Annotated in this window: 24 protein-coding genes; 11 read left to right on the forward strand and 13 right to left on the reverse strand. The window is 64.1% G+C overall.

The window, feature by feature from the left end; all coding sequences use genetic code 11:
* From M3498_08810 to M3498_08820, 3 genes are all read left to right on the forward strand, one after another.
* Window positions 1-285 (forward strand): Zeta toxin family protein (locus M3498_08810; GenBank protein ID MDQ3459380.1); only part of this gene is annotated, 285 nt, incomplete at its 5' end.
* The gene (locus tag M3498_08815; GenBank protein ID MDQ3459381.1) at window positions 282-515 is read left to right on the forward strand and encodes a hypothetical protein; all 234 of its coding nucleotides are present in this window, start codon (window positions 282-284) and stop codon (window positions 513-515) included. The genes M3498_08810 and M3498_08815, both read left to right, overlap by 4 nt.
* A gap of 102 nt (window positions 516-617) precedes the next feature.
* Complete coding sequence (locus M3498_08820) at window positions 618-713, forward strand: DUF2281 domain-containing protein (GenBank protein ID MDQ3459382.1); 96 nt, start codon at window positions 618-620, stop codon at window positions 711-713.
* Between the two features lie 195 nt (window positions 714-908).
* Here M3498_08820 and M3498_08825 read toward each other — a convergent pair whose 3' ends face one another.
* From M3498_08825 to M3498_08840, 4 genes are all read right to left on the reverse strand, one after another.
* The gene (locus M3498_08825) at window positions 909-1805 is read right to left on the reverse strand and encodes an ABC transporter permease (protein MDQ3459383.1); all 897 of its coding nucleotides are present in this window, start codon (window positions 1803-1805) and stop codon (window positions 909-911) included.
* Window positions 1805-2737, reverse strand: a complete 933-nt coding sequence (locus M3498_08830) for an ABC transporter permease (protein ID MDQ3459384.1) — start codon at window positions 2735-2737, stop codon at window positions 1805-1807. The genes M3498_08825 and M3498_08830 overlap by 1 nt, the downstream gene beginning before the upstream one ends.
* 154 nt (window positions 2738-2891) lie before the next feature.
* Entirely contained in the window at window positions 2892-4484 is a 1593-nt protein-coding gene (locus M3498_08835; GenBank protein MDQ3459385.1) for an ABC transporter substrate-binding protein, read from the reverse strand.
* A gap of 164 nt (window positions 4485-4648) precedes the next feature.
* Window positions 4649-5365: a plasmid pRiA4b ORF-3 family protein gene (locus M3498_08840; GenBank protein ID MDQ3459386.1), complete on the reverse strand. Its 717-nt coding sequence runs from the start codon at window positions 5363-5365 to the stop codon at window positions 4649-4651.
* 357 nt (window positions 5366-5722) lie between these two features.
* Between M3498_08840 and htpG the strand changes: the two genes are divergently transcribed.
* On the forward strand, window positions 5723-7618 hold the full coding sequence (gene htpG / locus M3498_08845) for a molecular chaperone HtpG (GenBank protein MDQ3459387.1): 1896 nt from the start codon (window positions 5723-5725) through the stop codon (window positions 7616-7618).
* A gap of 174 nt (window positions 7619-7792) precedes the next feature.
* Window positions 7793-8005 carry a YwbE family protein gene (locus M3498_08850; GenBank protein ID MDQ3459388.1) on the forward strand — a complete coding sequence of 71 codons (213 nt, stop codon included), beginning with the start codon at window positions 7793-7795 and terminating at the stop codon, window positions 8003-8005.
* Window positions 8006-8056: 51 nt separating this feature from the next.
* On the opposite strand, the gene pulA is transcribed toward M3498_08850, so the two are convergent.
* Window positions 8057-11128, reverse strand: a complete 3072-nt coding sequence (gene pulA / locus M3498_08855; GenBank protein ID MDQ3459389.1) for a pullulanase-type alpha-1,6-glucosidase — start codon at window positions 11126-11128, stop codon at window positions 8057-8059.
* A 101-nt stretch (window positions 11129-11229) separates the two neighbouring features.
* Window positions 11230-12954, reverse strand: coding sequence for an AAA family ATPase (locus M3498_08860; GenBank protein MDQ3459390.1), 1725 nt, complete (start codon window positions 12952-12954; stop codon window positions 11230-11232).
* A 136-nt stretch (window positions 12955-13090) separates the two neighbouring features.
* Between M3498_08860 and M3498_08865 the strand changes: the two genes are divergently transcribed.
* Window positions 13091-14275: an MFS transporter gene (locus M3498_08865; GenBank protein MDQ3459391.1), complete on the forward strand. Its 1185-nt coding sequence runs from the start codon at window positions 13091-13093 to the stop codon at window positions 14273-14275.
* A 7-nt stretch (window positions 14276-14282) separates the two neighbouring features.
* Here the strand turns inward: M3498_08865 and M3498_08870 are convergent, their stop codons facing one another.
* Window positions 14283-14552: a hypothetical protein gene (locus tag M3498_08870; protein ID MDQ3459392.1), complete on the reverse strand. Its 270-nt coding sequence runs from the start codon at window positions 14550-14552 to the stop codon at window positions 14283-14285.
* Between the two features lie 137 nt (window positions 14553-14689).
* Complete coding sequence (locus M3498_08875) at window positions 14690-15883, reverse strand: PLP-dependent aspartate aminotransferase family protein (GenBank protein ID MDQ3459393.1); 1194 nt, start codon at window positions 15881-15883, stop codon at window positions 14690-14692.
* A gap of 158 nt (window positions 15884-16041) precedes the next feature.
* On the opposite strand from M3498_08875, the gene M3498_08880 reads away from it, so the two are divergent.
* The 3 genes from M3498_08880 to M3498_08890 all read left to right on the forward strand — a co-directional run bounded on the left by M3498_08880 (window position 16042) and on the right by M3498_08890 (window position 17652).
* A complete protein-coding gene (locus tag M3498_08880) occupies window positions 16042-16824 on the forward strand; it encodes a hypothetical protein (GenBank protein MDQ3459394.1) in 783 nt (260 codons plus the stop codon).
* Window positions 16825-17032: 208 nt separating this feature from the next.
* A complete protein-coding gene (locus M3498_08885) occupies window positions 17033-17293 on the forward strand; it encodes a hypothetical protein (protein MDQ3459395.1) in 261 nt (86 codons plus the stop codon).
* Window positions 17294-17328: 35 nt separating this feature from the next.
* Window positions 17329-17652 carry a type II toxin-antitoxin system VapC family toxin gene (locus M3498_08890; protein MDQ3459396.1) on the forward strand — a complete coding sequence of 108 codons (324 nt, stop codon included), beginning with the start codon at window positions 17329-17331 and terminating at the stop codon, window positions 17650-17652.
* Window positions 17653-17655: 3 nt separating this feature from the next.
* On the opposite strand, the gene M3498_08895 is transcribed toward M3498_08890, so the two are convergent.
* From M3498_08895 to M3498_08910, 4 genes are all read right to left on the reverse strand, one after another.
* Window positions 17656-18921, reverse strand: a complete 1266-nt coding sequence (locus M3498_08895) for a lipase family protein (protein MDQ3459397.1) — start codon at window positions 18919-18921, stop codon at window positions 17656-17658.
* The gene (locus M3498_08900) at window positions 18918-20099 is read right to left on the reverse strand and encodes an alginate O-acetyltransferase (GenBank protein MDQ3459398.1); all 1182 of its coding nucleotides are present in this window, start codon (window positions 20097-20099) and stop codon (window positions 18918-18920) included. The genes M3498_08895 and M3498_08900 overlap by 4 nt, the downstream gene beginning before the upstream one ends.
* Window positions 20100-20274: 175 nt before the next feature.
* Window positions 20275-21693, reverse strand: coding sequence for an MBOAT family protein (locus tag M3498_08905; GenBank protein MDQ3459399.1), 1419 nt, complete (start codon window positions 21691-21693; stop codon window positions 20275-20277).
* Window positions 21694-21746: 53 nt separating this feature from the next.
* Entirely contained in the window at window positions 21747-22373 is a 627-nt protein-coding gene (locus tag M3498_08910; protein MDQ3459400.1) for an alginate O-acetyltransferase AlgF, read from the reverse strand.
* A gap of 458 nt (window positions 22374-22831) precedes the next feature.
* Between M3498_08910 and M3498_08915 the strand changes: the two genes are divergently transcribed.
* Window positions 22832-24052, forward strand: a complete 1221-nt coding sequence (locus M3498_08915) for an alpha/beta fold hydrolase (GenBank protein ID MDQ3459401.1) — start codon at window positions 22832-22834, stop codon at window positions 24050-24052.
* Here M3498_08915 and M3498_08920 read toward each other — a convergent pair.
* The gene (locus tag M3498_08920) at window positions 24036-24383 is read right to left on the reverse strand and encodes a hypothetical protein (protein MDQ3459402.1); all 348 of its coding nucleotides are present in this window, start codon (window positions 24381-24383) and stop codon (window positions 24036-24038) included. The genes M3498_08915 and M3498_08920 overlap by 17 nt on opposite strands.
* A gap of 216 nt (window positions 24384-24599) precedes the next feature.
* On the opposite strand from M3498_08920, the gene M3498_08925 reads away from it, so the two are divergent.
* A partial coding sequence (locus M3498_08925; protein ID MDQ3459403.1) for a type II toxin-antitoxin system ParD family antitoxin occupies window positions 24600-24819 on the forward strand: 220 nt, incomplete at its 3' end.

Consider the following 24819-nt stretch of genomic DNA (forward strand, 5'->3'; position numbering starts at 1 on the left):
TTTCAGCTTCTTTACCTTTGGTTGCCATCCGCCGAACTGGCAATCGCTCGAGTAAAAACGCGCGTGCGTCTAGGAGGCCACGATGTTCCTGAAGGCACGATCCGGCGGCGCTACCATGCGGGTCTCAAAAACTTCTTTTCGCTCTACGCCCCGCTGGCCAATAGCTGGGCTTTCTACGACAACGGCGAGGCCAAAGCGCCTATGCTGATCGCAGCCTGTCACGACACGCATGTCACCGTAAGGCGCAAGGAAGTTTGGCAGCAGATTCAGGAGGCGTATGCATGAAAGAAGACAAGGTGGACCGAGCTTTTGCCGACCTGACGACAATCGACAGGGCGCTGGCATTGGCGGTGAACGAGGCGCTTTTGCAACACAAACGCGCTAACAACGCTGTCGCCGTTTGGCTGGGTGGCCGCACGGTTTGGCTACCTCCCACCGAATTGCCCATTGATCCAGGGCTGGATAAGCTCGAGCAGACGCCAGAAGGGGGGAGCCGTGACGAAAGTGGCCGTTGAAGAAGCGCAAGAACGCCTGCGTGAGCTGCTGCAAGAAGCCGCCGCGGGTGAGGAAGTCATCATCACGACTGAAGATGGAACCTTATCGTTCTCGTCCTCAAGGTGAAGAAGAAGCGCTCGGGGTTCGGCAGCGCCAAAGGCGAAATCACGATGTCGGATGACTTCTTGCCGCTCGAGGACTTCAAGGATTACATGTGATGATGCTGCTGCTTGATACCCATGTCTTTCTTTGGTACCTCGAGGCGCTCCTTTCCCTGCCGCTTCACCACCGCGACCCCTTCGACCGGCTCCTCATCGCTCAGGCCATCGCGGAAAGCGTGCTGGTTCTGAGCGATGACCGGGCCTTAATTATGCGGTGGTATTGGCCTAGCCTGGGCGCGCCGTCCTCCTCGCCTACCTCCGCTCGTGCGGGTCGAGCGCGTCGCGCAGGCCGTCGCCGATGAAGTTAAACGCCAGGACGGTCACGACGATCATCATGCCTGGAAAGATGGCGATGTGCGGGTAGCGCAGGATGAAGGCGCGGCCGTCGGCCAAGATGCCGCCCCAGGTCGGGGTGGGCGGGCGGACGCCCAAGCCCAAAAAGGACAAGGCCGACTCGAGGATGATTATCGAGCCCACCTGCAAGGAGGCCAGCACGATCACCGAGGAGAGCACGTTGGGGATGACGTGGCGCCAGATGATGCGCCGGTCCACCGCGCCTAGGGCCTGGGCGGCGACGACGAAGTCGCGCTGGCGCAGGCTCATCACCTCGGCGCGGACCACCCGGGCGTAGCGCGCCCACACCGTCCCGCCGATGACGACGATGGTGGTGGTGAGGCTGGGGCCAAGGACGGCGGCGAGGACGATGAGGAGGGCGATCAGCGGAAAGGCCATCAGCGTGTCGATAAGCAGCGAGAGCAGCTCGTCCACCCAGCCGCCGAAATAACCCGCCACGGCGCCGACGGCGACGCCGATCAGCACGGAAATAAGCGACGAGAGGATGCCGACCAGGAGGGCGACGCGCGCGCCGTGGATGACGCGGCTCAGGAGGTCGCGGCCCAGATGGTCGAAGCCGAGCGGGTGCTCCCACGAGGGCCCCACCCCGCGCATCCCCCGGAAGATGTCCTCGCTGGGGTGATGGGGAGCCAAGACGCCGGCAAAGACGGCCATCAGACAGAGCACGATGGCGACGGCCAGCCCCACGACGGCCATGCGGTTGGCTAAAAAGCGCCGCAGAGCGCGGCTGCGGCCGGCGGGCGGCGCGGCCGCCCTAGCCGTCTCGAGCTGGAGGGAGTCCCTGGCCGTCGCCATCAGGCTACCCGAATGCGCGGGTCCACGAGCGCGTAGAGCAGGTCGGTAAGGAGGTTCACGACCACCACCAGGACGGCGAAGAGGACGACGAGCGACTGCACCACCTGGTAGTCGAGGCGCAAGACCGAGTCGGTGAAGAGGCGGCCGATGCCGGGCAGGGCGAAGACCGTCTCGATGATGATGGTGCCGGAGAGCAAAAAGGCGACGCGAAAGCCGATCACGGTGATGATGGGCAGCATCGCGTTGGCGACGACGTGCCGCCACATGACGCGGGACTCGGGTACGCCCTTGCTGCGCGCGGTGCGGACAAAGTCCTGGGGCAGGAGCTCCAAGACGGTGCTCCGGGTGATGCGCACCAGGACGGCCATCTCCTCGGTGGCCAGGACGATGACCGGCAGGATGTAGCCCTGCCAGGTCCTCAGGCCGAAGGGCGGCAGGAGGCGCAGTTGCAGCGCGAAGACGATGATCAGCATGAGCGCCAGCCAGAAGTTGGGCGTAGCGATGCCGACCGCCGAGCCCACCGAGGTGGCGTAGTCGACGAGCGAGTTGCGCCTCAGGGCCGAGAGGATGCCGAGCGGCAGGGAGACGAGGATGGCCAAGCCGATGGCGTAGAGGTTTAAGAGCGCCGTCACCGGCAGGGCCTCCACGATCATCCGCCGGACCGGCACGCCCCGGCGGATGAGCGACTCGCCGAAGTCGCCCCTCACAAGGTTGCCCGCCCAGATGAGGTACTGCTCGTGGTAGGGCCTATCCAGACCCCACTGGGTGCGGATCGCGGCGATCTGCGCCTCGGTGATCTGGATCTGCCCCTCGCCCAGCAGGAGAAAGACGGGGTCGCCGGGCATCAGGCGCATGATGACGAAGGTCATCAGGCTGATCAAAAAGACCACCAGGGCGCCCTTCAGGAGGCGAAAGAGCAGATAGTTCGACATGAAGCTGACATACTCCTCGGACGTCTGATTCAAATCTGATTCAAAGAGGCATCTTCACATAGGCGTCCCGCCCCGAAAAGCAGGGCTAGAGGGCGGGACGGTAGCCGCGAAACTTGCAAAAAACGGCAGGAGATGCCGCGGTTATCTCTCCCGACTAGTCGAGCGACTGCTCATAGGCGCGGTAGTAGACCGGGTCGGCGCTCAAGATCTCCTCGGGCAGGCCCTGGACATCGTTGCTGAAGACGTTGATCCACTCGTCGAACTGCAAGTAGAGAAAGGGCACCTCCTCGGCGACGAGTTCCTGGATGCGGTAGTAGATCTCCCGGCGTTCTTCCTCGTCGATGGTCTGCAGGCCCTCGTCGATGAGCCTGTCCATCTCCGGGTTGCTGTAGCGGTTGAAGTTGTTGCCGCCGCCGCTGCGAAGCGTATCGGAAGGATCGGGGTCGGGCGTCGAGCCGAAGGTCCAGTTGAAGACCGAGGACTCCAAGGTGCCGCCCGTGAGCCCCTCCAAGATGGCGGCCACGGGCGCCTCGGCTATTTGCATATCGATACCGACCTCGCGGAACATCTGCTGGGCGAGCTCGGCGATGGGGCGCCGCGCTTGGTCGCCGGTGATGGTGGTGCAGGTGAATGCAAGCCGCACCCCGTCCCGCTCGCGGACGCCGCCCGCGCCCACGGTCCAGCCGGCCTCCTCTAGGAGCGCCATGGCCTGCTCGGGGTCGTAGTCGTAGGTTCTCACGTTGGGGTTGTGGTAGAAGGCATTTTTCGGCGTCAGGTTGGAGTGGGCGACGATGGCCGCGCCGCTCCACAGGTCTTCGATGATGCGCTCGCGGTCTAAGGCCATCAGCATGGCCCGGCGCACCCGCACGTCCGAAAACTGCGGCAGCTCGTTGTTGAGCGCGAAGAACTTGACCGAGTTGGCGAGCGTGCGGGTGACGCGGAAGTTCGGGTCGCCCTCGAAGGCCAGGCTGTCCTCGGTCAGGAGCGGCCACACCGAGGAGTGGGCGTCGCCCGTCTGAAGGGCGATGGAGCGCACCGAGGCCTCGGGCACGACCTCGAGCCGGATGGCGTCCACCCCGGGCGCCCCCCGGAAGTGGTCCGCAAAGGCCTCGAGCTCGGTAAACTCCGCCGCGCGCCACTCGCGCAGGCGAAAGGCGCCGGTGCCGACGGGCTGGGTGCGAAAGACGTCTTCGCCCACCTCGGCGTGGTAGCCCGCGGGCACGATGGGCACCTCGCCCGCGTTGGTCAAGAAGGTGACGTTGACCTCGCTCATGGTGACCACGACCGTATGGGGGTCGGGCGTCTCGACGCTGCCCATGCCCAAAAAGCGGCTGGCGATGGTGTTGCCTTCCTGGCTGTAGAAGTCGAAGGTGTACTTGACGTCCTCGCTGGTCAGCTCGCTGCCGTCGTGGAACATGACGCCCGGGCGCAGCCTGAAGGTGTAGCTGAGGCCGTCGTCGGCGACCTCGTAGGACTCGGCCAGGACGGGCTCGAGCTCGGTCAAGTGGTTGATGTGGAAGAGCGGGTTCAAGATGTTGTAGATGACCACCGCCTGCACGGTCGGACCGATATCGTTGGGGCCCAAGCCCGCCACCTCCTGGTGGCCGAGCCAGATCATCGTGCCGCCGCCTTGGGCGTAGGCCGGGAAACCCTGCGCGGCGAGCCAGGCCGCCGCGCCACCCACCACGCTGTAGCGAAGAAACTGCCGCCGACTGATCGGTCCTCTAAAAGCCTCGAAATTTCCCATGTCATCCTCCCTGGCGCTGTAGCATCAGCGAACAGCGTCGCCGGCTCTTTGGTCGTGCGGACGAGATGTTCAGCTAGAACGCCGTGAGCTCAGTATAAGGGTACAAATGTAGCTGATGCAACGTTTCGCCGCGTCATCGCCCCCCGGCGCCCGGCGCTCGCGTTCTAGCCGTCCTCGTCGTCGTCCTCGTCATCGTCGTCCCAGTCGGGATACTGCTCGGGCGCCTCGCCGACGGCCTTGACGAGCTGCGGGTAGCTCTTCCCCGGCTCGGCCTCCTTAGTCTCCTCGAGCCGCACGATAAAGCGCCACTCGTCGCCGTAGTCGAAGAGGTAGAGCAGCCTTTTACCCACCTCGGCGAAGGCCTCGCGCACGGCCGTGGTCCTGACGCCGCGCGCCTCCGCCCCCCCCTCCTCGAGCTCGCCGAGAAAGTCCTCGATCACGCTTCGCGCTGCGCCGAGCAGGGTCTCCGGCACATCCTCCAGGCTCGCTTGGATCATCGCCTCCTTGGCCTCCTCGGGCGTCAGACCCTCGGTGAGCGCCTGCATCCTCTCCAGCGCCTCGTCGAGCTCGAGCCGCTCGTCCTCATCCAGGCCGGCGATCATCTCCTCCTCGAGTTCTTCGCCCAAGTCCTCTTCGCCCAGCTCCTCTTCGTCCATGTCCACGAAGAGCTCGTAGCGTTCCCGGGCGTGGTAAGGGTTCTTGAGGTTGTCGAAAAAGCCAAAGGCGTGGTCGAAGTCGAAGTCGAAGCTGCCGTTGATGGCAAGGGCCAGATCGTAGAGGCTCATGTCGCCGGGGACCGCCAGAACGCGGTAGGGTTGGCCCCGCACCCGCGCCTCCCAGTCGCTCAGAGTCACTTTCAAGCTGTAAATCTGCTCCACCATGCACCGCCTTTCATGCAAGCTTGTGCCCATCCTAGACCATCCAGCCACCCGCGGGCGCAGGTCGTGGACCTTGGCATGAAGCTGAGGCTCGAGGCGTCAGCATCCGCTCGACACAAGCTTGACGTAAATATGCCACCTCTTTATCCTGATTGCCGTGAGAGCTGCGCTGCGGAGCCAGACACCGACCGGCGTCAGCGAAAGCGCCCTCGCCAGCGAGTCCGGCAGCGAGTAGGTCACGACAAGGACTTGGGCCGCTTTCCGGGGCTGAGGTGGCGGCACCCGCTGGGGCAGGTAGCGCGCAGAGCGATCAGCTACTGGCAAACGGCTAAGACTAACAGCCAAGATCAAGGAGGCATCATGACCCCACACCCATCGGAACGCACCCCTTTCAAAGCGGAAATCCAGCAGGTTTTGGACATCCTCATTCACTCGCTCTACAGCGAGCGCGAGATCTTCTTACGCGAGCTCGTCTCGAACGCCTCGGACGCTCTCAACCGCTTCAAGCTCGAGGCCCTCACGGATCAGAATGTGCTCCAGCCGGGCGCAGAGCTGGCCATCTGGATAGAAGCCGACCCCGAGACGCGCACCTTGACGATTCGCGACAGCGGCGTCGGCATGACCCGAGAGGAGATGGTGCAGTACCTCGGCACCATCGCGCACTCGGGCGCCAAGAGTTTCATCGAGGCCCTCCAGGAGGCGGAAAGGGCCGACGCCGCCAAAGACGTGATCGGGCAGTTCGGGGTGGGCTTCTACTCGGTCTTCATGGTCGCGGACAAGGTGACGGTCACCTCGCGCTCGTTCAGGCCCGAAGCGGAGGCGGCCTTGTGGTCGTCGGAGGGGCAGGGCAGCTTTGAGGTCGGCCCGGCCCAGAGGGCCGAGCGGGGTACGGTCGTCGAGATCACCCTCAAGGAGGACGCCCAGGAGTTCGCCGAACCCTACCGCCTCCGGCAGATTATCAAAACCCACTCGGACTTCGTGACCTTTCCCATCTACCTGAAGGAGAAGGACGGCGAGGCGCGCGAAGCGTGGACGCAGGTCAACCAGCGCACCGCGCTCTGGCGCGAGGCCCCCAGGGACGTCAAAGAGGAGCAGTACCAGGCCTTTTATAGCCAGCTCACCTTCGACTTCCAAGCACCGCTCAGGACGATCCACTTTTCGGCCGACGTGCCCATCCAGTTTCACGCGCTGCTCTATGTGCCGTCTCGACGCGACTACAAGCTCATCAGGGACGAATACGGCCTCAAGCTCTACGCCCGCAAGGTGCTCATCAGGGAGACCTTCAAGGAGCTCTTGCCGCCTTACTTGCGCTTTATCGAAGGGGTGGTGGACTCCGAGGACCTGCCCCTGAACGTCTCGCGCGAGGCGGTGCAGGCCAGCCCGGTCCTCCGCAAGATCAAGGCGGCCCTGGTAGGGCGCCTGGCCGGCGAGTTCAAGAGGATGGCCGAAGACAAGGAAACATTCCGCGGCTTCTACAAGGAGTTCGGCCAGTACTTAAAGGAGGGCGTCGCCACCGACGCCGAGAGCGCAGGGCGCTTCGTGGACCTCTTGCGCTTTCCCTCGAGCCTGACCGAAGAGGACGACTGGGTCTCGCTCGAAGGCTACCTCTCGCGGATGAAGCCCGATCAAAAGGAGATCTACTACCTCCTGGGCGACGACTACGGCGTGGTCTCAAAGAGCGCCCACCTCGAGGTCTTCAAGAGAAACAACTTAGAAGTCCTCTACCTCACCGAGCCGATGGACGCCTTTATGCTGATGGGCCTGTCCCGCTACGGGGACAAGCCCTTAAAGGACATAGGCGACGCCGAGCTCGAGCTGCCCGAGCAAGACGAGCCGGAAAAGACCGAGGAGGCGCCCTCCGACGAGGCCTTTGGGCAGCTCCTCGCCAAGGTCAAGGAGACGTTGGGCAACCGAGTCGAGGACGTGCGCGAGAGCAGAGTCCTCACGGACAGCGCCGCCCGCCTCGTCAACCCGGCCGGCGGCGCCGCCAACAGCGTGCAGCGGGTCCAGCGCCTGATGGGCAAGGACGCGGGCGTGCCCAAGAAGATTTTGGAGCTCAACCGCCGCAGCGACCTCATAGAGAACCTCGCGGCGCGTTTGGAGAGCGATCCCGACGACGCCCTCCTGAGCGTCCTCATCGAACAGCTCTATGAAAACGAGCTCCTCATGGAGGGCCTCCACCCCAACCCGGCCGAGATGATCCCGCGCATCCAAAGGCTCATGGCGGAGGCGACGAAAAAGGGCCGAGAGCGCTAAGCCCGGCAGGTGGCCGGACCGCGCTTCTCGAGGTAGCGCTGATGGTAGCTCTCCGCCCGGCAGAACTCAAGCAGAACTCAATAGGCCGCGGGGCGTGTCTCTCAGCGACCGCGCGCCAGGCGCGTTTCTGCCAAAATCGTTGTTGTGAACGGGAGAGTCATGAACGGGAGAGTCATGAACGGGAGACTGCGAAAGGACATCAGACCGGGCTTAGAGGTCAGCGTCGTCTTGAAGGAGGACCAGCGGACGGGCAGGCTCAGCCGGGGCGTGGTCGCGGCGCTACTCACCTCTTCGGCCAGCCACCCGCACGGCGTCAAGGTGAGGCTCGAGGACGGGCGGGTGGGGCGCGTCAAGGAGATCCACGGCGAAGCGCCGGGTGAGCGATGACCGGGCTCGGGCTGAGGGCGGCAAGAGCCGCCCTCCCAACCTTTGCGGCCTTTAGCGCGCCGCCTCCACGAAGACCGCCGTGGTGCGCGCGGGAACGGTGAAGAGGCCGAGGTCCGCGTCGAAGCTCGCTTCGCGCACGACCGTGTCGCTCGAGTTCGCCAGCACGGGATGCAAGCTGAGCTCGAGGCCCTGCACCGCCTCGGCCTCGAAGGTGACCTCCTCGTCCAGAGCGTTGAAGAGCACCACGATGAGGTCGTGGTCGGGGTCTAGAGCCTCACCCACCCCGTCCGTGAGGCTCATGACGATGAGGCCCGGCACCTGCTCCGCGCCGGTGTTGTGGAACCGAAGCCTCGCCGTCACCTCTTCGGCCGTTCCCAGGCGGAAGAGCGGCGAGGAGGAGCGGATGTTCAACATCTCCCGGAAGTGGTCCGCCGCCCGCAGGATGTCTTCGCCTCCCGGAACGAGGTCAGGGTTGCCCAGGTAGGCCTGGAAGATCGGCCACAGCGACTCGTCGGTGATGTCGGTGGGGACGCCGACGCCGAAGTTGTTCGTCGCATAGGAGAAGTCGAGGCGGTTGAACCAGTCGCCCGAGTTGTAGGAGTCGCGCTCTAGAGACTTGGATCTCAGCATGTCCTGACCGGCGTGGAAAAAGGGCACACCCTGCGAGAGCACCACCAGGCTGGTGCCCAGGTTCTGCATCCTCACCCGCTCGTCCATCGTGGCGCTGACGGGGGCCTTCATCGCCAGGAGGTCGTAGAGGGTCTGGTTGTCGTGCTTCTCGGTGTAGTTGACGGTGTCGAGCGGCGTGAGCGCGTAGCCGGCGGGGCTGCCGTTGTAGTCCACCGCGAAGCCCGTGACGGTGACGCCGGCATGGCCTTCAAAGCTGTAGTCGCGCAGGTTGCCGGTCAGGCCCACCCTGATGAGGTCGCCGTAGTTGAGAAGCCGCGCTCTCGCCTCCTCTTCCGTCAGTGGGTTGTCGTTAAAGGGGTTTTCCAGGTTGGGGTCGTAGAAGAGGCCGCTGATGAAACCCTGGTTGCGGATGACGTCCGCGCTGCTGTCGAAGGGTCCACCGCCGCGGACGGCGTCGCGCATGCGGTCGTTGAAGGTGCCGATGCCGCTCCCGGCCATGTTGAATTGGGTGGCGTTGACGCCGCGGGCGTCGTCCGCCACCTCGCCGAAGTTCCAGCCCTCGCCGTAGAGGTAGATCTTCGAGCCGTCCACGCCGTCCTCTTCCAAAGTCAAGCCGCCCAGAGCCTCGCGGACGCGCAGCATGTTGTCCACCAGGTGGTGGCCCATCAGGTCGAAGCGAAAGGCGTCCACCTTGTACTCGCGCGCCCAGAGGAGCACCGAATCGACCATGAACTTTTCCATCATGGCGTGCTCCGTGGCGGTGTTAGGGCAGCAGGTGCTGGTGGTGACGAAGCCGTCCTCGTCCAAGCGGTGGTAGTAGCCGGGCACGATGCGGTCGAAGACCGAGCGCGCGTCCTGGCCGGCGGCGTGGGTGTGGTTGTAGACGACGTCCTTGACGAAGCGCAGGCCCAGGTCGCCCACGGCCCTGACCATCTCGCGGTACTCGAGGATGCGGCGCGGCCCGTTCGGGTCGGTCGCATAGGAGCCCTCGGGCACGTTGAAGTGGAAAGGGTCATAGCCCCAGTTGAAGCCGTCCTGGTCGCGGATCGGGTAGATTATCTCGCGCTGCGCCGCGGAGTCGGGCGGAAACTGGGCGAGCTCCGAAAAGCTCGGGTTGACCTGCCGCGCCTCGTCCTCTTGGATGGTGGCGATGTCGAAGCTGGGCAGCAGGTGGAGGTGGCTGAGGCCCGCCTCGGCCAGGGCGCGCAGGTGCCGCACGCCGTCCGAGCCCGCTTCGCCAAAGGCGGTGTACTTGCCGCGGTTCTCGGGGCTCACCGTGTCGTCGGCAATGCTGAAGTCGCGCAGGTGGAGTTCGTAGACGCTGATGTCGGCAAAGGAGCCGAAGTCGGGCTTCTCCAAGGTGTCCCAGCCCTGGGGCTTGTGCGCCTCGTCGGCGAGATCCACGATCTGGCTGCGGGCACTGTTCATGGCCAGGCTTACGGAGTAGGGGTCGGTGACGAGATTGACCTCGACCTGTCCGGTAACCGGCGTATAGACGGTGACCTCGTAGAGGTAGTAGAGGCCCTTCCAGTCCGCGTCCCCGGCGATGCTCCAGACGCCCGCGTCGTCGTCGCGCGCCAGCTCGAGCACGTCCGTGGCCGTCTCGCTGTCGGGAACGTCGAAGAGGTGCAGCCGCAGCGACCTAGCCGTCGGCGCCCACAGCCTTAGCGTGGGCGCCTCGCCCTCCCAGACGACCCCGAGTTCGCCGTCATAGCTGTAGAGGTCGTCGAGCACGCCGGGAAGCTGCAAGCCGGTGGCGTCCACGAGGTTGCCGCCGGAGGTCACGGAGACGGCTACGCGGCCGCGCAGCCACTCGGGGACGCGCCTCAGGTCGTTGGCGCCCACGCGCAAGGCCAGCGCGCCCTCCAGGTGCGGGAACTTCTCGAGCACCTCCTCGGGCAGGCCCTCGCGGTCGGAGGCGAGCGGAAAGGCGCGGCCGCCTTCAAGCTGCCCAGCCTCGAGCAGCATGTCGCCTTCAGGCTCGAAGTGAAGCGCGTAGCGGGCATCCTGCGGGACGTTCTCGAGCGGCCAGGCGATGAGGTCCGCGGCCAGCCAGTGGGCCTGGGCGCGGCCGAGGTCACCGGCTTGAGCGTCTAGGTCGGCGGGGTCGGGCTCGGCGGCGTGAATGGTGGCGCTCCCCGAGAGAATCCAGACTTCAAAGCCGTGCTCGGACAGGTTCAAGAACATGTCGGGGCCGGGGTCCTTGTCGTCGCCGCGGTGGATGATGAAGCCGACCCGCTCGGCGCCCTCTTGCAGGCCCACCTCCCAGTAGACGCCGAAGCCGGTCTCGCCGGCAATGCCTAAGCCGTCCTGCCAGGTCACCTGCTCGCTGCTGTCCTCCCAGACGTGCAGCTCCCAGCCGCTGTAGTCGCCGTCCGGGCGGTGGTAGTGGATGCGGGCGACGTCCCCCTCGAGCGCGGGGGCCTCCTGGGCGACGGCCAGGGCCGACATGAGCAGGACGAGGGCGAGGACAAGCTTGTACAAACGCATCATGGACTCTCCTTTTCTCTACATGTTCATTAAACTCAAAACACGAGTCAAAAACATTGGGATCGACCTTTTAAAGGCAAGCTTCAACCAATAATCCTCCAGCATTACGTTGCTTGGTTTTCCCCACCTCGAGGACTGGCTTGAGAAGCAACCTGAAGTATTTCAGCTAGGACGTTTGCCACCTCAGTATCCACATCTTCTTGTGGTACATGGTCAGCTAAAACGTGAAAATCTGTTTTCCTCATTAAGTTGGGCAATTTGAGAGTCTTATAAAAATTCTCGAATAGCGGGGTCAGAAAATCATCGGAAACTTTGGTATCTGGCGACCACGGAGAACCTTTACCGAGTGTAGCCATTGCTTGCGCCACTTGGGTAATGCTTTTGTTCATAATTCTCTGCCACTCTTCGGCAAATAAGGGACCTCCCGTTTGTCTGGTACCTTCAGCTTCTGCCCAAGCAAGCAAAGTTTTTTCACTGCACAGATAGTTCTCGAATTCTCGTTTCTGCCAAGCGTGTTCAAAAAGGATGCCGGCAGGCAAGGGGTGATCCAAACGATCATAAAGAGCAAAACCAACCAGATCAGGCTTTGCTTCACGTAGACCATAAAAATGATCCCTTGCCTTTTGAGGTTGATTACCAACATAGTGCACAAAGATACGTTCAAGCTGTTCATGTAAAGGATGTTTTAGAACTCTGGCAAAGGCTCTCAGCATCTCCAGATCGGTTGCACCCTCAAGATAGAGTACCCACCCCGCTTGCTCTGCCTGATAATAGTGTTCAAAACCAATTTCCTTGAGCGACTTGAGGAGCTGACTGCCCCGGTCATCTATTCGGTGAGGTTTGCCTAAAAAGGCAATAACCACATCGCGATCTGCCGCCTCATTCAAAATGACTTCTGAATGGCTAGCGGCAATAATTTGACTCCCTTGTTGACGAGCTGTACGTGTAAGGATGTCATAAATCTGCCGCTGCCGTAAGATCTCGAGGTGGGCATCAGGTTCATCCAAGAGCAACACGGAGTTTCTGTTTAGCATAAGAAAGGCTAGTAGAATCAGTGTTTGCTGAAGCCCTCTACCAGAAGAGGAAAGATCAAGCTCAAGCCGTGCCTCCTGATAGCTCATCCGTAATTCTCCGCGTTCTGTAATATACTCAGGTTGGTTTAGGCTAACCCCAAACAAGGCATACATCCTATCTTTCAACTGTTCCCATTTCGCCTCTCCATCACGGCTCTCGATAATCTGATAGCAAAGGTTGCGCAAAACTTCAGCTGTACGTCCCTCACCAACCAACACGTTGATTCGCCCTCTATCAACGCGAGGTTCTTCCGCGGCGAGTCCGGACATAGGAGGCAAAAAGGCTACCTGAATATCAGAGACTTCTTTTGGGACACTCATTCGTGAGGAACCGTCGGCGACCGTCCTTAACGGCCGACAATAAAAAGATTCCTCATTGGCATAATCAAACTCTAGGCCACAACGCCAGTGATTGCCCTGGGTAACACCCTCGACAATAATGTCAACCCTGATGTTCTGAGTGCTGTTCCTGCCAGCTTTGAGACGCACACGAAGATCGCGCCACAGTAGGCTGGCGTTAGGAACCGGTGCGGCGATAAGATCACGACGGTTGATGGTAACCCCCGGTCGTTTTTCTGGAGTCGTTTTCCCTTGACGTTTCTCGTTCCACCGTCTTAGGCCTATGTCCCACAAGGTAAGCGCTTGTAGGGCAGTGGTCTTTCCTGAATTGTTGGGTCCAACGAAAACCACTGGGTTGCCTAGCTCAATCTCAACCTCACCAAAGCGCTTAAAATTGCGAACCGTGAGTTTCGTCAAAAAAACCGCAGAATTCGTAAGAGGTGCAGACGACTCAAGCATTTCAACTTCCCCAAAGAGCTTTAACCGGAAGCTTCATAAACATAGTATGTCATGATCCGAGGAGAGGACTAACAGCTTTGACCGAATTTAACTCATGAACCCACTCAGACTCTTCTCTGCCAGCGTCGTCAAGATTCTCATGTCCGCCTTTTTCGCGGGCATGGGCCTCAGCCTCAGCTGGCTGCTCCTCAACTTCCACCTCGAGGCCTTGGGCTTTGACCGCGCGCTGATCGGCTACGCCAACGCCGTGCCGGCCTTTAGCATGGTGCTCTTCGGGCTGCCCATCAGCCTCGTCATGCCCCGTCTCGGCTACGTACGCAGCCTCTGGTTGGGCGGAGCCGTGGCAGCCTCGGGCGCGCTCCTCATCGCTTGGGGCGCGGGCGTGGCGCTCGTCTTCGCCGGCCTGGCGGGCTTCGGCCTGGGCATGGCGCTCCTCATGGGCGCGACCACACCGCTGCTCGCCCGGCTCGTGCCCGGCCCGCAGCAGGTGGCGGCGTTCTCCTGGAAGGCGGCCCTCGGCACGGGCGCGGGTTTTCTCGGCAACCTCGTGGGCGGCTATCTGAGTGCCCGCTTAGGCGGCCCCAGCCAGGTCATCTACCTGGTTCCCCTAGTTTTCGCCTTCAGCCTGTTGCCGCTACGGGGCATCAGGTGGCAGCTCGGCGAGGGCACGGGCCGTTTCAAGCTGCGCAGCAGGGCGCTCTGGGGCAAGCTGCTCCTGCCCCAGCTCCTCGTTTCACTGGGCGCGGGGGGCGTCATGCCCTTCTTGAACCTCTACCTCGAGAACAAGTTCGGCCTCTCCTACGAGACCATCGGCGTGATCTTCGCCTTCTCCGCCCTGGCGACGATGCTCGCCATGCTCATCCAGCCCTACCTTGCAAAGCGCTTCGGCAAGGTCGGCGCCATCGCCTTTATGCAGGGGGGCTCGCTGCCCTTCATCCTGATCCTGGCTTACGCGCCCTTCCTGCCGCTCGTGACGGTCGCCCTCTTCATGCGTGGCGCGCTCATGAACGCCGCCAACCCGGTCTTCGCCGCCCTGGCCATGGAACGGCTCGCCGAGGAGGAACGCGCCACCTTCATGCTGGCGCAGACCGCGCTCTGGAACGTGGGCTGGGCGCTGAGCTCGAGCATTTCGGGCCGTCTGCAGGCCGCTCTGGGCCTGGCGGCCTTCGACTATCTTTTCGCCGCCATGCTCGTCTTCTACGCCTTGGCGACCTTGCTCTACCTCTACTTCTTTCGCCGCCCAGGCCTCGCCACGCCGCAGCCGCAGTTTGGCGACTAGTCGGCGATTAGGAGGAGCCGAGGCTCTCCTCGCTCCAAAACCCTTCGCAACCCTCGAAGCGCACCAGCCGCGCGCCCTGCGCGTCCAGCTCCGCGAGCTTTTCGGTGACCTGCGCGCGCACCGTCTTGTCCAAGACCTGGACCAGGATTTCCGTCTTCTCCTTGAGATACTTTTCGGCAAGTCCGTCGGGCAGGCCCAGCTCACCGTAGTAGACGATGCCCAGGTCGGTCCCGTAGGCGTTGACGGCGTGCGGCGTATAGGTCTTGGATTTTGCCATTCTCTACTATGGCATATTTCACATCAAGCGGTTGTGAGCCCTGCGGCCCGCCGGGTATACATCTCACCGGTATACATCTCACCGGTATACATCTCGTCGGGATACCTCTTCTCGGGACACATCAGGAAAGGGTGAGGCTAGACGCGGGTGAGCGCCAGCCTCTTTAGCGCCTCCTCGAGATCGGCCAAGAGGTCGGCCGGGTCCTCGATGCCCACCGACAGCCGCACCAGGCCGTCGGTGACGCCCTGCCTCTGCAAGACCTGCTCGGGCAGGAGCTGGTGAGTGGTGCTGGCCGGGTGCGTCGCCAGCGACTCGACGTCGCCCAGCGACACGGCCTGGGTGAAGAGCGTAAGCCCGTCCAAAAAGCGCGCCGCCGCCGCCTCGCCGCCCTTCAGCTCGAGCGCCAGCATGCCGCCGAAGCGCGTCATCTGCCGCGCCGCTACCTCATGGCCGGGATGCGAGGGGAGGCCGGGGTAATGCAGCCGTTCGACCTGAGGGTGCCCGTTGAGCGCCTCGGCCAGCCGCGCCGCCCCCTCGCAGTGGGCCTCCATCCGCAAGGCCAGCGTCTTGACGCCGCGCAAGAGCAAAAAGGCCTCGGCCGGCCCCAGGCTGCCGCCCAGGTGCCGGAGCCCTTCGCCGCGGACCTCGGCCAGGAGTTCGGCGCGCCCGGCCAGAACGCCGCCGATCACGTCGCCGTGGCCGCCCAGGTACTTCGTCGCCGAGTGCAGGACGAGGTCGATGCCGAGCTCGAGCGGCCGGGTCAGGTAGGGCGTCGCGAAGGTGTTGTCGGCGACGCTCAAGATGCCCCGCGCCGAGGCCAACTGGGCGATCCGCGCCAGGTCGTGGATCTTCAGCGTGGGGTTGCAGGGGGTCTCGACGTAGACCATGCGCGTCTTTGGGCCGAGCGCCTCCTCGAGCCCATCCGAGCCGTCCCTCACCCCGACGCCGAACTTGGGCAGGACGTCTAAAAAGAGCCCTTCGCTGCCGCCGTAGAGCGGCCCCAGAAAGACCAGCTCGTCGCCGGGCTCGAGCAGGCTCAGAACCACCGCGCTGATCGCGGCCATACCGCTCGAGAAGGCCAGCGCGTCCTCGGCGCCCTCTAGGTCGGCCAGCTTCTCCTCAAAGGCGCGGACCGTCGGGTTGCCGATGCGGCTGTACAAAAAGCCCTCCTCCTCGCCGGCGAAGAGGCGCCGGCCGCGCGCGAACGAGCCGTAGGCAAAGGTCGAGGTCTGGTAGATGGGGGTGGCGTGGGCGCCGGTCTGCGGGTCAGGCCTCTGCCCGCTGTGCACGGCGCGGGTGCGAAAGCGCGTCTGCTGTTTTTTCTGTTTCATAGTCGCCTCCATTAAAGCAGAGGGACGGGCGCCGCGCCGCCCTGTGTTCCCGCGGGAGTACACCGGCCGCGGACACAGCAGCGCGCAGCCTCAGGCTCCCTTAAGCTTTGGGGGAGTAGAATGCCCACAAAGGCCGATGGGCCCAGGAGGCAGAGGACGTGAGTCAAGAGTCAGTAAGAATCTACAGCTCGAGCGAGGTCGCCGGCCGCTTGGGCGTATCGACCAGCCTGCTGCGCCGCTACGGCCTGGCCTGGGAACGGGTCCAGGGCGAAAGCCTGCCGCAGCTGCCCGGCCTGGGCCGGCTCTACCCCGAGGATGTCCTCGAGACCCTTCTGGAGGCGCATGCCTGGACGGAACTCCGCCCCGAGGCGGGTGTCGAAGAGGCGCTCAGGGCGGTCCTGGGCGTGAGCGCGGCAGGGGGCCGGGACGCGGAACTCGCCCACGCGGTGCAGGAGAGCGTGAGCCGCGCGCTGTCGCCGCTGCTGGCGGAACTGCACGGCCTCAGAAGCGAGCTGCGCGCGCTGCAGGCCAGGCTGGGCGCGCCGCAAGAGGAGGCGCAAGAGGGGGCGCAAGGGGTGGCCGAGCTCGAGGAAGTCGTGCCCGCGGAGGAAGCCGCCGCTACCGAGGAGGTGGACGCGGTCGAGGTGGACGCGGTCGAGGCCGAGCCTGCCCCGCTGCGAAGGAGCGCCACACGGACGCCGCCCGCCGACCCGGACTGGGACTTCAGCCTGCGCGAGCCGCCCGTACCCGCACCCAAGATCCGCCTCGAGGAGCGCAAGGGCTATCCTCCCGAGCCCTGGCCGACACCCTGGCGCGTCCAGCCGCGAGAGGACGAGAGCGCCGCGGACTTTGAAGCGCTCGAGGACGACTTCGCCAGCGAACGCGAGCGCGACGACGAACAGGACAAGGGCTTCGTGAACTGGTTCAAGCGCAATTTTTAGGCTGCCACACGTCAGCCATTACCCATGTGAGCACCTGCTCAGGCTCTGAGCTAAAGAGAACTTTTGCGACGGCTGAACAGATGATCATTCTCGGCCCCATCTGGTGAACGGCAACGAAACGTCTAGCCCATGCTGATTGGTCAACTGACCCCATAACTCGCCTCTTGATGTATAGTGAGTCAACACCTGACTCACTGGGAGTAAGGACATGAAACAGCTCACTCTGCGCGGTTTTGACCGCGATATCGAAGAAAAACTTCAGGAGATAGCCAGCCGACGCGGCATCTCTCTTAACAAAGCTGCCCTCTTACTGTTGCGTGAGGGAGCGGGTTTGAGTTCACCTAGCCCCGCGGACAAGATAGGCAATAGCCTGGATCATTTGATCGGTTCGTGGAGCGACGATGAGCCAACGACATTTTTAATCGCACTCAAGGCGGTTGAAACGATTGATGAGTCGCTCTGGTCGTGAGGCTCTTACTGGACACAAACGCTTACGCTGCCTTTGTGAACGGTCAACCCGACGTTGTAAGGCGCGTACGCGAGGCGAAGCAGCTCGTTCTCTCCGCTATCGTTATGGGGGAGTTGCTGTTCGGGTTTCGTAACGGTAACCGCTTCGACAAGAACGTTGAAGAACTCGAGTCTTTTTTGAGCCATGCCCGGGTATCTTTCCTACCCGTCACCAAGACAACAGCCGACCGCTTCGGGCGCATCGCCACGCTGCTCAAACGGAAAGGAACCCCTATCCCGTCCAATGACATCTGGATCGCCGCTCACGTGATGGAGGCGGGGGCGGAGCTGGTGACGTTGGGGGGAGAAAGCGGCGGGTAGCTGCTAGTCGCCCGCGAACCTCGAGCAGTCGTCTCTGGGCTCGTCGCCCCCGATCAGGCTAGCCATCCACGAGAGCGAATCGCGAAAGCCGAACTGCCGAGTCTGGAAGTGCTCGACGTTGCTGTAGCTGACGTAGGTGATGTGCGCGCCCGCCAGGCAGGCGCGGCGCGCGAAGCCCTCTTGCTGGGCGGGCGTCACGATGGTGTCGGCGGTGCCCTGAAAGACCAGCGCGGGCACCGAGGAGCCCGACAGGCCGCTGCTGTTCTCGGCCAGGAGCTCGCCGAAGGGGGCGTAGGCGCCCCCAAAGCTATCCGCCTCGAGCGCCTCCAGAAAGCCGCTGTCGAAGACACCCGCCGGATCGCTGCCGTAAAAGCTGAAGATCACGTCCACGCAGCGGTTCATCACGTCCTCCTCCAGACTGTCGGCGACGTCCGGCTCGAGGAGCGCCCCGGGATCGACCCGGTCTTCGCCGTAGACCTCGCGGTAGGCATAGACGAGGTAGGGTGCGAAGTAGGGGTTGGCGCGCAGCATGGCGGCGACGTCGGTGGTGGGACCGTAGCCGATGATGCCGCTGAGCGAGAGCTCCGGCGCGTAGTCGGAGGCCATGTCGGCCGCGGCGAAGACCGAGTTGCCGCCCTGCGAATAGCCCCCCAGGAAGACCGCCTCGGCGGGGCGCAGGGCCAGCTCCGAGCCCCCGACCTCCTCGAAAAAGCCGTAGACGGCGCGCACCGCGTCGAGCAGGACCTGAGCCGAGGCCTGGGCGACGAAGTAGCGGGCGACCCTGTCCGGGTCGCCAAAGCCCGCCGGGTCGGGCAGGACGGCGATATAGCCCTGGCCGGCGTAGGCGAGCGCCTGAGCGGAATAGTCGCCCCAGTTGCTCACGCCGGGCCGCTCCAGAGAGGGCGCGCAGCCGTCGCTCAGGCCGGTGGTGCCCACGGCGACCGCGTAGATGGGCAAGGACGCCGTCTCGGTGAGGACCGGCAGGTAGAGCTGGGCGAGGATCTCGACGCTTTCGCCCCTCTCGTCGCGGCTCCGATAGCGCAGGTAGTAGCCGTCCACGGCGTACTGCACGCCGCGCGCCGTGCCCCGCGGGTAGAGACGGGCCACCGCCTCGCCGACCTCGGCGGCGCTGTAGCGCGCCACGAACTCGCTGCTCAAGAGCGCGCCCGGCTCGGCGTGGGCGAGGCCCAGCAGGGTGAGAAGGAGAAGCAGCGCCCGCCTCCGCCACTTCATCCGCCACTTCACCTGCCCCGTCACCTGCCACTTCATCTGAAGGCCTCGCTGGCCTCTTCAATACCCTCGCGGTCCAAACCCTCGCGACCGTAGGGGCTCAGGTCGTAGCGCACCGGCAGGTAGCGTTCGGGGATCTCCCAGATGACCACCTCGGGCGGCGACTCGAAAGCGGGGTCGGCGAGGTAGCGCAGCATGGGGATGACCGGGCCCAGGCCCTCTTGCGCCGCATCCAGGACGCTCAGGCCCAGGGTCGCCTCGAGCGCGCCCCTGAACTGCCAATCGCCGCCACTGTAGCTCGTGCCGACCAGCGCCACGGGAATGGTCAGCTCGCCGAAGAGGTCGTCGCCGAGGCCGCTGTCGATCTCGCGCACCCGCGCGCGCTCGAGCCTGTCGGGCGGCGGCCCCAGCCGCTCCTGCCAGGGCCCCAGGGGCAGGAAGTTGAAGAGGTCGCCGCTGAAAGGCTCGCTGCCCGCGGCGACCAGTACGAACTCGCCGCGGTCCAGGCTGGCGCCCGCGGCCGCGACCGCCGGCCGCAGCGCCTGCGCCACCACCTGCGCGCCGAAGGGCGTCCAGTGGGTGTCGGTGCGCAAGAACACCTGGCCCTCGGCTTTGGCCTCCAGGAGCGGTGTCAGGAGGTCCGGCGCGGCGACGCCCACGGCCAGAAGACTCTCTCTAAAGGCCTCATAGCGGGCGCGGCTGTAGTCGGGCAGGCGCGCTCGGCCCAGCCTCTCCTCATAGACGCGGGCCTTGGCCGGGATGAGCGCGACGACGAGCCGGCTGCCGCTCGTCTCGAGCGTTTCCCTCACCTCCGCGACGAGCGCCAGCTTGTAGGCCGTCTCCGCCGCCTCGTGCGGGTAGCGCATGAACTCCTCGCTGGTAAAGAGCCAGCCCTCCTCGCCGACGAGCACGCCGTCCAGGCCGACACCGAAGAGACCGTAGTTGAGCGCGGTCAGCGATGACAGCGCCAGCTCGCGAAAGAGCAGGCCCTCGTTGAAGTTGTCCTCGTAGGCCTGCGCCCAGGAGCCGTCCACAATGGGCTCGTCCGGCAGCCTGTAAGTCCCCGGCGAGAGGAGTGCGGCCAAGCCGCCCGCGGCGAGCACTAGGGTCAAGAAGGCACCGGGCACGAGGCGCCACCAGGGAGCGCGCCTCTCCCGCGGCCGCTCGGCCTCGAGCTTGGCGATGTCGGCGCCTAGTTGCATGCTAAACCACGCCATCTTATACCAAGCGTATCAAGCACAAAAGCGGCGCTTGATACGCGCGCGTGCGCGCATACCCTCAAACCCATTCGGTTTGTGGTACTTCGAAAGGCAATTGGCATTACTCGGTCGGAGTGGCCTAGAGCTGTAAGGAGCATGAGCAGGAGCATCGGCGCGGCACCTCAAAACCGCCTCAGAACTGGAAGTAGAGAAAGGGCGAGTGGGCCTGCGCCGAGAGCTTCATGACGCCCAGCATGAAGAGCGGCAGGATGCTCATGTGAAGGTTGGCCAGGGCGAGCCGCCGGTCCGCGGGCAGGCGCGCGAGGAGCCCTTTCCAGAGCGGGCCGGCGGCGATGAGCAGGAGCGCGGCGAGGAGCGCGGCCGTGCGGTCGGGCTGCAGCTGCCAGGCAACCCCGTCCGAGAAGGCCAGACCGTTTCGCCCCAGCATGCCGGCGTACATCTCGACGGCCACGCCCACGCTCGGGGCGCGGAACATCACCCAGCCGAGGATGACGAGCAAGAGCGTGCCGGGAATAGTCAGCAGCGGCGTGAGCGGCCGCCACAGCTTTACGTTGCCCAGGAAGCGTTCGACGGCCAAAAGGGCGCCGTGCCAGCCGCCCCAGAGGACGAAGGTCCAGCCCGCGCCGTGCCAGAGGCCGCCTAGCAGCATGACCAGCATGAGGTTCAAATAGGTGCGCTGTGCCCCCTTGCGGTTGCCGCCCAGGGGGATATAGAGGTAGTCGCGCAGCCAGCGCGACAGCGAGATGTGCCAGCGCTGCCAGAACTCGGTGATCGAGCGCGAGATATAGGGATGGTTGAAGTTCTCGAGCAAGCGAAAGCCCATCATCAGGGCCAGGCCGATAGCCATGTCGGAGTAGCCCGAGAAGTCGAAGTAGAGCTGCACGGTGTAGGCCAGCGCGCCCAGCCAGGCGTCGGCCATCGTCGGGTCCGGCTGCGAGAAGCTGGCCTCGACCAGGGGCGCCACCGCGTCGGCGATCAGGACCTTTTTGCAGAAGCCCACCATGAAGCGCAGGGCGCCCTCGGAAAACTTGTCCACGCTGTGGCTGCGGCGCCTGAACTGCTCGGCCAGGTGCTTGTAGCGCAGGACCGGCCCGGCGACGAGCTGCGGAAAGAGCGCGATAAAGGCGCTCAGGTCCCAGAAGTTGCGCGCCGGCGGCGCGTCCTTGCGGTAGACGTCGACGACGTAGGAGATCGCCTGGAAGATATAGAAGGACAGGCCGATGGGCAAGATGACGCGCCAGGCGGTGAAGGGCTCGAGGCCCAGACCCACCAGGAGCGCGTTGAGCGAGTCGACCCCGAAGTTGAAGTACTTGAAGTAGCCGAGCGCGGCCAGGTTCAAGAGGACGCCGACGACGAGCGCGACCTTCGCTCGGCGGGGCCTGTCGTCGCTGCTCCCGATGACTCGCCCCGCCAGGTAACTCCACAAGGTCACCGCCACGAAGAGCAAGAGGAAGTCGACGCGCCACCAGCCGTAGAAGACGTAGCTCGCCAGGAGGATGAGAATCGAGCGGTAGCGAAAAGGGGTGAGGTAGTAGAGCCCCAAGAAGAGCGGCAGAAAGAGAAAGAGAAAGACGTTGGTCGAAAAGAGCATGGCGCTAAGGGCTACTCTATCGCACCAGCGCGGCCATATCGGTCGCGGCCGCCTCAGTCACCGCCGGCGGCCCGCACCAGGCTGACGGCGCCCTCTTCAGGCGGCCCGAAGACGACCACGCTGTAGGCCTCGCCCGCCTCGAGCCTCACCTCCGTAAGGGTGTAGCGTAGCTCTTCGCCTTCGAACACGCCCAGGCTCACGGTCACGGGGTTGACCATGACGCCGTCCGCCGCTATGGGGCCCACGCCGGCGACGATCTCCGTCTCGCCGTCGGCGGTCCTGAGAGCGAGCGTCGCCTCGGTGAAGTTGTAGAGCGCCAAGAGGGTGCGGGCCAGGTTGTCGCTGACCTCGTCCTCGATGAGACGAAGTTCCGGGCTCTCCGTGCTGCCGACCAGCGCCACGGTGTAAAACGACAGCGGCGCGACCTCTACGGTGAGCTCGAGCGCCTCGTCGCCAACCTCGACGACTACGGGCGTCTCGCCGCTGAGGACGAGAGCGTAGTCGCTCACCTCGCCGTAGGCGAGGCTTTCGCCGCTCAAGCCGCCGCCGATGAGGGCGGTCGCCTCGGGCGCGTCCGCGGCGGCGTGGACGACGCGGATATACGAGGCGTTGTCGGGGGTGCCGGGACCGTAGAGATTGCCCTGCGCTGCCGCCAGTGACAGCAGCGCCAAGAGACCCACGGCCAGACGCGAGGAGGCTCGAGCAAGGCGAGCGCCAACATATAAAGGATAAGAGGTTATCATAAGCATGCCCTTTGGACCTTTCTTGTTTTGGCAGGTAGCTTGGACAGACATTGTTGCTGCGCTGTTTCCGACGCTGCCGTGAGACGCTCTATGAGACATTCCAGATTAGACATTCCAGATTAGACATTCCAGGCGTCAGCCTATCACAGAGGGTTTCGCCGCTTTGCCGCCCGCCCCACACTGCTCTTTTCATCAAGCCTTAAGATGCTCGGTCGCTCCGCGGCTTGTCGCCGGGCGCGGCCCCGGTCGGAGTGCGAGTGTTAGAGTACGAGACCACTGCGCCTGGCCGGCTGGCTCGAACAGCGAACCGGTGGGCGGATGTGAGGCCACAGGCCACACATGGCGCTGTTTATGTGTATGATGTGTAACCAGAGGTAGCTTTGATGGTCAGAAGGTTGTTTACAGTCCTTGTTCTCCTGCTCCTGCATCACACGCTGGCCCAGGACGTCTCGCACGGCGCGGTCGTCAGGAGCCAGTTCGTGCAGTCCTTTCCGGCGGCCCAGGTAGACACCCACAGCGCCAGGCTCTACTCGAGGGTGAGCCATCCCAACGCCGTCTACGGCGTGGACCAGTATCTGATCACCTATCTGAGCACCGACACGGCCGGCAAGCCCGTGGAGATCGTCGCGCAGCTCTACATCCCCCGGCTCGAGCGCTTGGGCAACCTGCCCATCTACGTGATGGGCGCGGGCACCACCGGCATCGCGCCGCAGTGCGCGACCTCGCGCGAGGTCGCCACGGTGCGCAACTGGGGCGACTACCGCACGCACATGCTCTCCTACGCCGCGCAGGGCTATATCAGCATCCTGTTCGACTACCACGGCTTCAACAGCGCGAGCAGCCCACAGTCCTACTTCGTCGCCGACTTAGAGAGCCGCGCCATGCTCGACGCCGCGCGCGCAGTCTACCGCATCTTCGAGAACGCGCCGCTGCTGGTCGCGCCGGGGCCGGAAGTCTTTCTGGCGGGCTACTCGCAAGGCGGCCACGCCGTCTTCGCCGCCACCGAGATGGCGCCCCAATACGCGCCCGAGCTCAATATCGTCGGCGCCATCGGCTACGCCCCCGCCACCAGCGTCGAAGCGCTGATGCGCGACACCCCCTACCTGACGCCCTACATCCTCTACGCCTACGCCTACCGCTACGGCGAGGGCGTCGTCAACCCGGCCGCCAAACTGAACCCGCGCTGGCTTGCCTCCTTTGAGCGCGACGTGATGGGCAAGTGCGTGGACGAAGTCGACAAGCATTATGGCCGCGACGCCCGCGCCGTCTACCGGCCCGAGTTCTATAGTGCGCTCTATAGCGGCCGCCTCGCGGAGGTTTATCCCGAGCTCAAGGCGGTGCTCGACATGAACTCGACCGGCCTGGTGCGCAGCGACGTGCCCGCGCTGATCATCCAGGGCGGCGCCGACCCCATCGTCAGCACGGCGGCGCAGGACAGCTTCGTCCGCCGCCACTGCGCCTTGGGCGCCGACCTCACCTACCGCGTCTACGACGGCGTACATCACTTCCAGGCCCGGCAGTACGGCTTCCGGGACACGCTCGCCTGGATGGAGAGCGTCCTCTACCACCGGGCCCGCCCTTCGGACTGCCCGCGCATCCTCAGCCAGAGCAACTGATACCAAGTGCCTTATCGAGCGCTGCTTTTGCGCTTGAAACGTGCGCGTGCTCCGAATGCTGCTGACCCGGCATGACCACGACGCGACTATCTGGCAGGACCGCGTCCACGGCCTCGAGGGCCGCTTTAAAAAAACCCGGGCTGTCCCCGCCGAGAAGCAGCAGGGTCGGCGTCTTTAGCTTCTTGAAGCGCCCGGCCTCGAACCGGTATCCTTCGTGCGCTCGCAACTCGCGCGGCAGGGTATGGGCCGCCGCCAAGCGCGCTGGCCAGGCAGCCGTCAGCAGCAGCGCGCGAACCGGCAACAGCATGCCCAGTTTGAGTCGCCTGTACATCTTGAACCTCCTCGAGGGAGCGGAACCGGTCTCCGCCTCGATACCGGCGGCGTTACGGCCGTATGCCCTAGAGCATGTACGAGCCACCCTCACCAACCCCTCACCTCCTTTCAGGCTCACCTTAGGGGATGAGGCGTGCCGGGTAGGGCTAGTCCAAGATTGACAATCATTGACAAGGCATGTTTCGTCCAGGTATCGTCAGGAAGGAGCGTGACCATGAACGTAAACCTGACCCCGCAGTTGGAAACGTTCGTTCGGCAGAAGGTGAAGTCGGGCCTGTATAACTCCGCCAGCGAGGTGGTGCGCGATGCGCTCAGGCTGATGGAGGAACAAGACCGCTTCAAGGAGCTGAAATTACAGCTCTTGCGCGAGGAAATTCAAAAAGGGCTCGATGATCTGGATAACGGCCGGTACAGCGAATACACCAGTGAAACGC

The sequence above is a fragment of the Deinococcota bacterium genome (assembly GCA_030858465.1).
Classification (GTDB): Bacteria; Deinococcota; Deinococci; order Deinococcales; family Trueperaceae; genus JALZLY01.

Bases quoted from the DNA above. Each gene is read 5' to 3' on its own strand.
- M3498_08815 (MDQ3459381.1), top strand. From the start codon at position 282: ATGAAAGAAGACAAGGTGGACCGAGCTTTTGCCGACCTGACGACAATC.
- M3498_08825 (MDQ3459383.1), bottom strand. From the start codon at position 1,805: ATGGCGACGGCCAGGGACTCCCTCCAGCTCGAGACGGCTAGGGCGGCC.
- M3498_08830 (MDQ3459384.1), bottom strand. From the start codon at position 2,737: ATGTCGAACTATCTGCTCTTTCGCCTCCTGAAGGGCGCCCTGGTGGTC.
- M3498_08835 (MDQ3459385.1), bottom strand. From the start codon at position 4,484: ATGGGAAATTTCGAGGCTTTTAGAGGACCGATCAGTCGGCGGCAGTTT.
- M3498_08840 (MDQ3459386.1), bottom strand. From the start codon at position 5,365: ATGGTGGAGCAGATTTACAGCTTGAAAGTGACTCTGAGCGACTGGGAG.
- htpG (MDQ3459387.1), top strand. From the start codon at position 5,723: ATGACCCCACACCCATCGGAACGCACCCCTTTCAAAGCGGAAATCCAG.
- M3498_08850 (MDQ3459388.1), top strand. From the start codon at position 7,793: ATGAACGGGAGACTGCGAAAGGACATCAGACCGGGCTTAGAGGTCAGC.
- pulA (MDQ3459389.1), bottom strand. From the start codon at position 11,128: ATGATGCGTTTGTACAAGCTTGTCCTCGCCCTCGTCCTGCTCATGTCG.
- M3498_08865 (MDQ3459391.1), top strand. From the start codon at position 13,091: ATGAACCCACTCAGACTCTTCTCTGCCAGCGTCGTCAAGATTCTCATG.
- M3498_08870 (MDQ3459392.1), bottom strand. From the start codon at position 14,552: ATGGCAAAATCCAAGACCTATACGCCGCACGCCGTCAACGCCTACGGG.
- M3498_08875 (MDQ3459393.1), bottom strand. From the start codon at position 15,883: ATGAAACAGAAAAAACAGCAGACGCGCTTTCGCACCCGCGCCGTGCAC.
- M3498_08885 (MDQ3459395.1), top strand. From the start codon at position 17,033: ATGAAACAGCTCACTCTGCGCGGTTTTGACCGCGATATCGAAGAAAAA.
- M3498_08895 (MDQ3459397.1), bottom strand. From the start codon at position 18,921: ATGAAGTGGCAGGTGACGGGGCAGGTGAAGTGGCGGATGAAGTGGCGG.
- M3498_08900 (MDQ3459398.1), bottom strand. From the start codon at position 20,099: ATGGCGTGGTTTAGCATGCAACTAGGCGCCGACATCGCCAAGCTCGAG.
- M3498_08905 (MDQ3459399.1), bottom strand. From the start codon at position 21,693: ATGCTCTTTTCGACCAACGTCTTTCTCTTTCTCTTTCTGCCGCTCTTC.
- M3498_08920 (MDQ3459402.1), bottom strand. From the start codon at position 24,383: ATGTACAGGCGACTCAAACTGGGCATGCTGTTGCCGGTTCGCGCGCTG.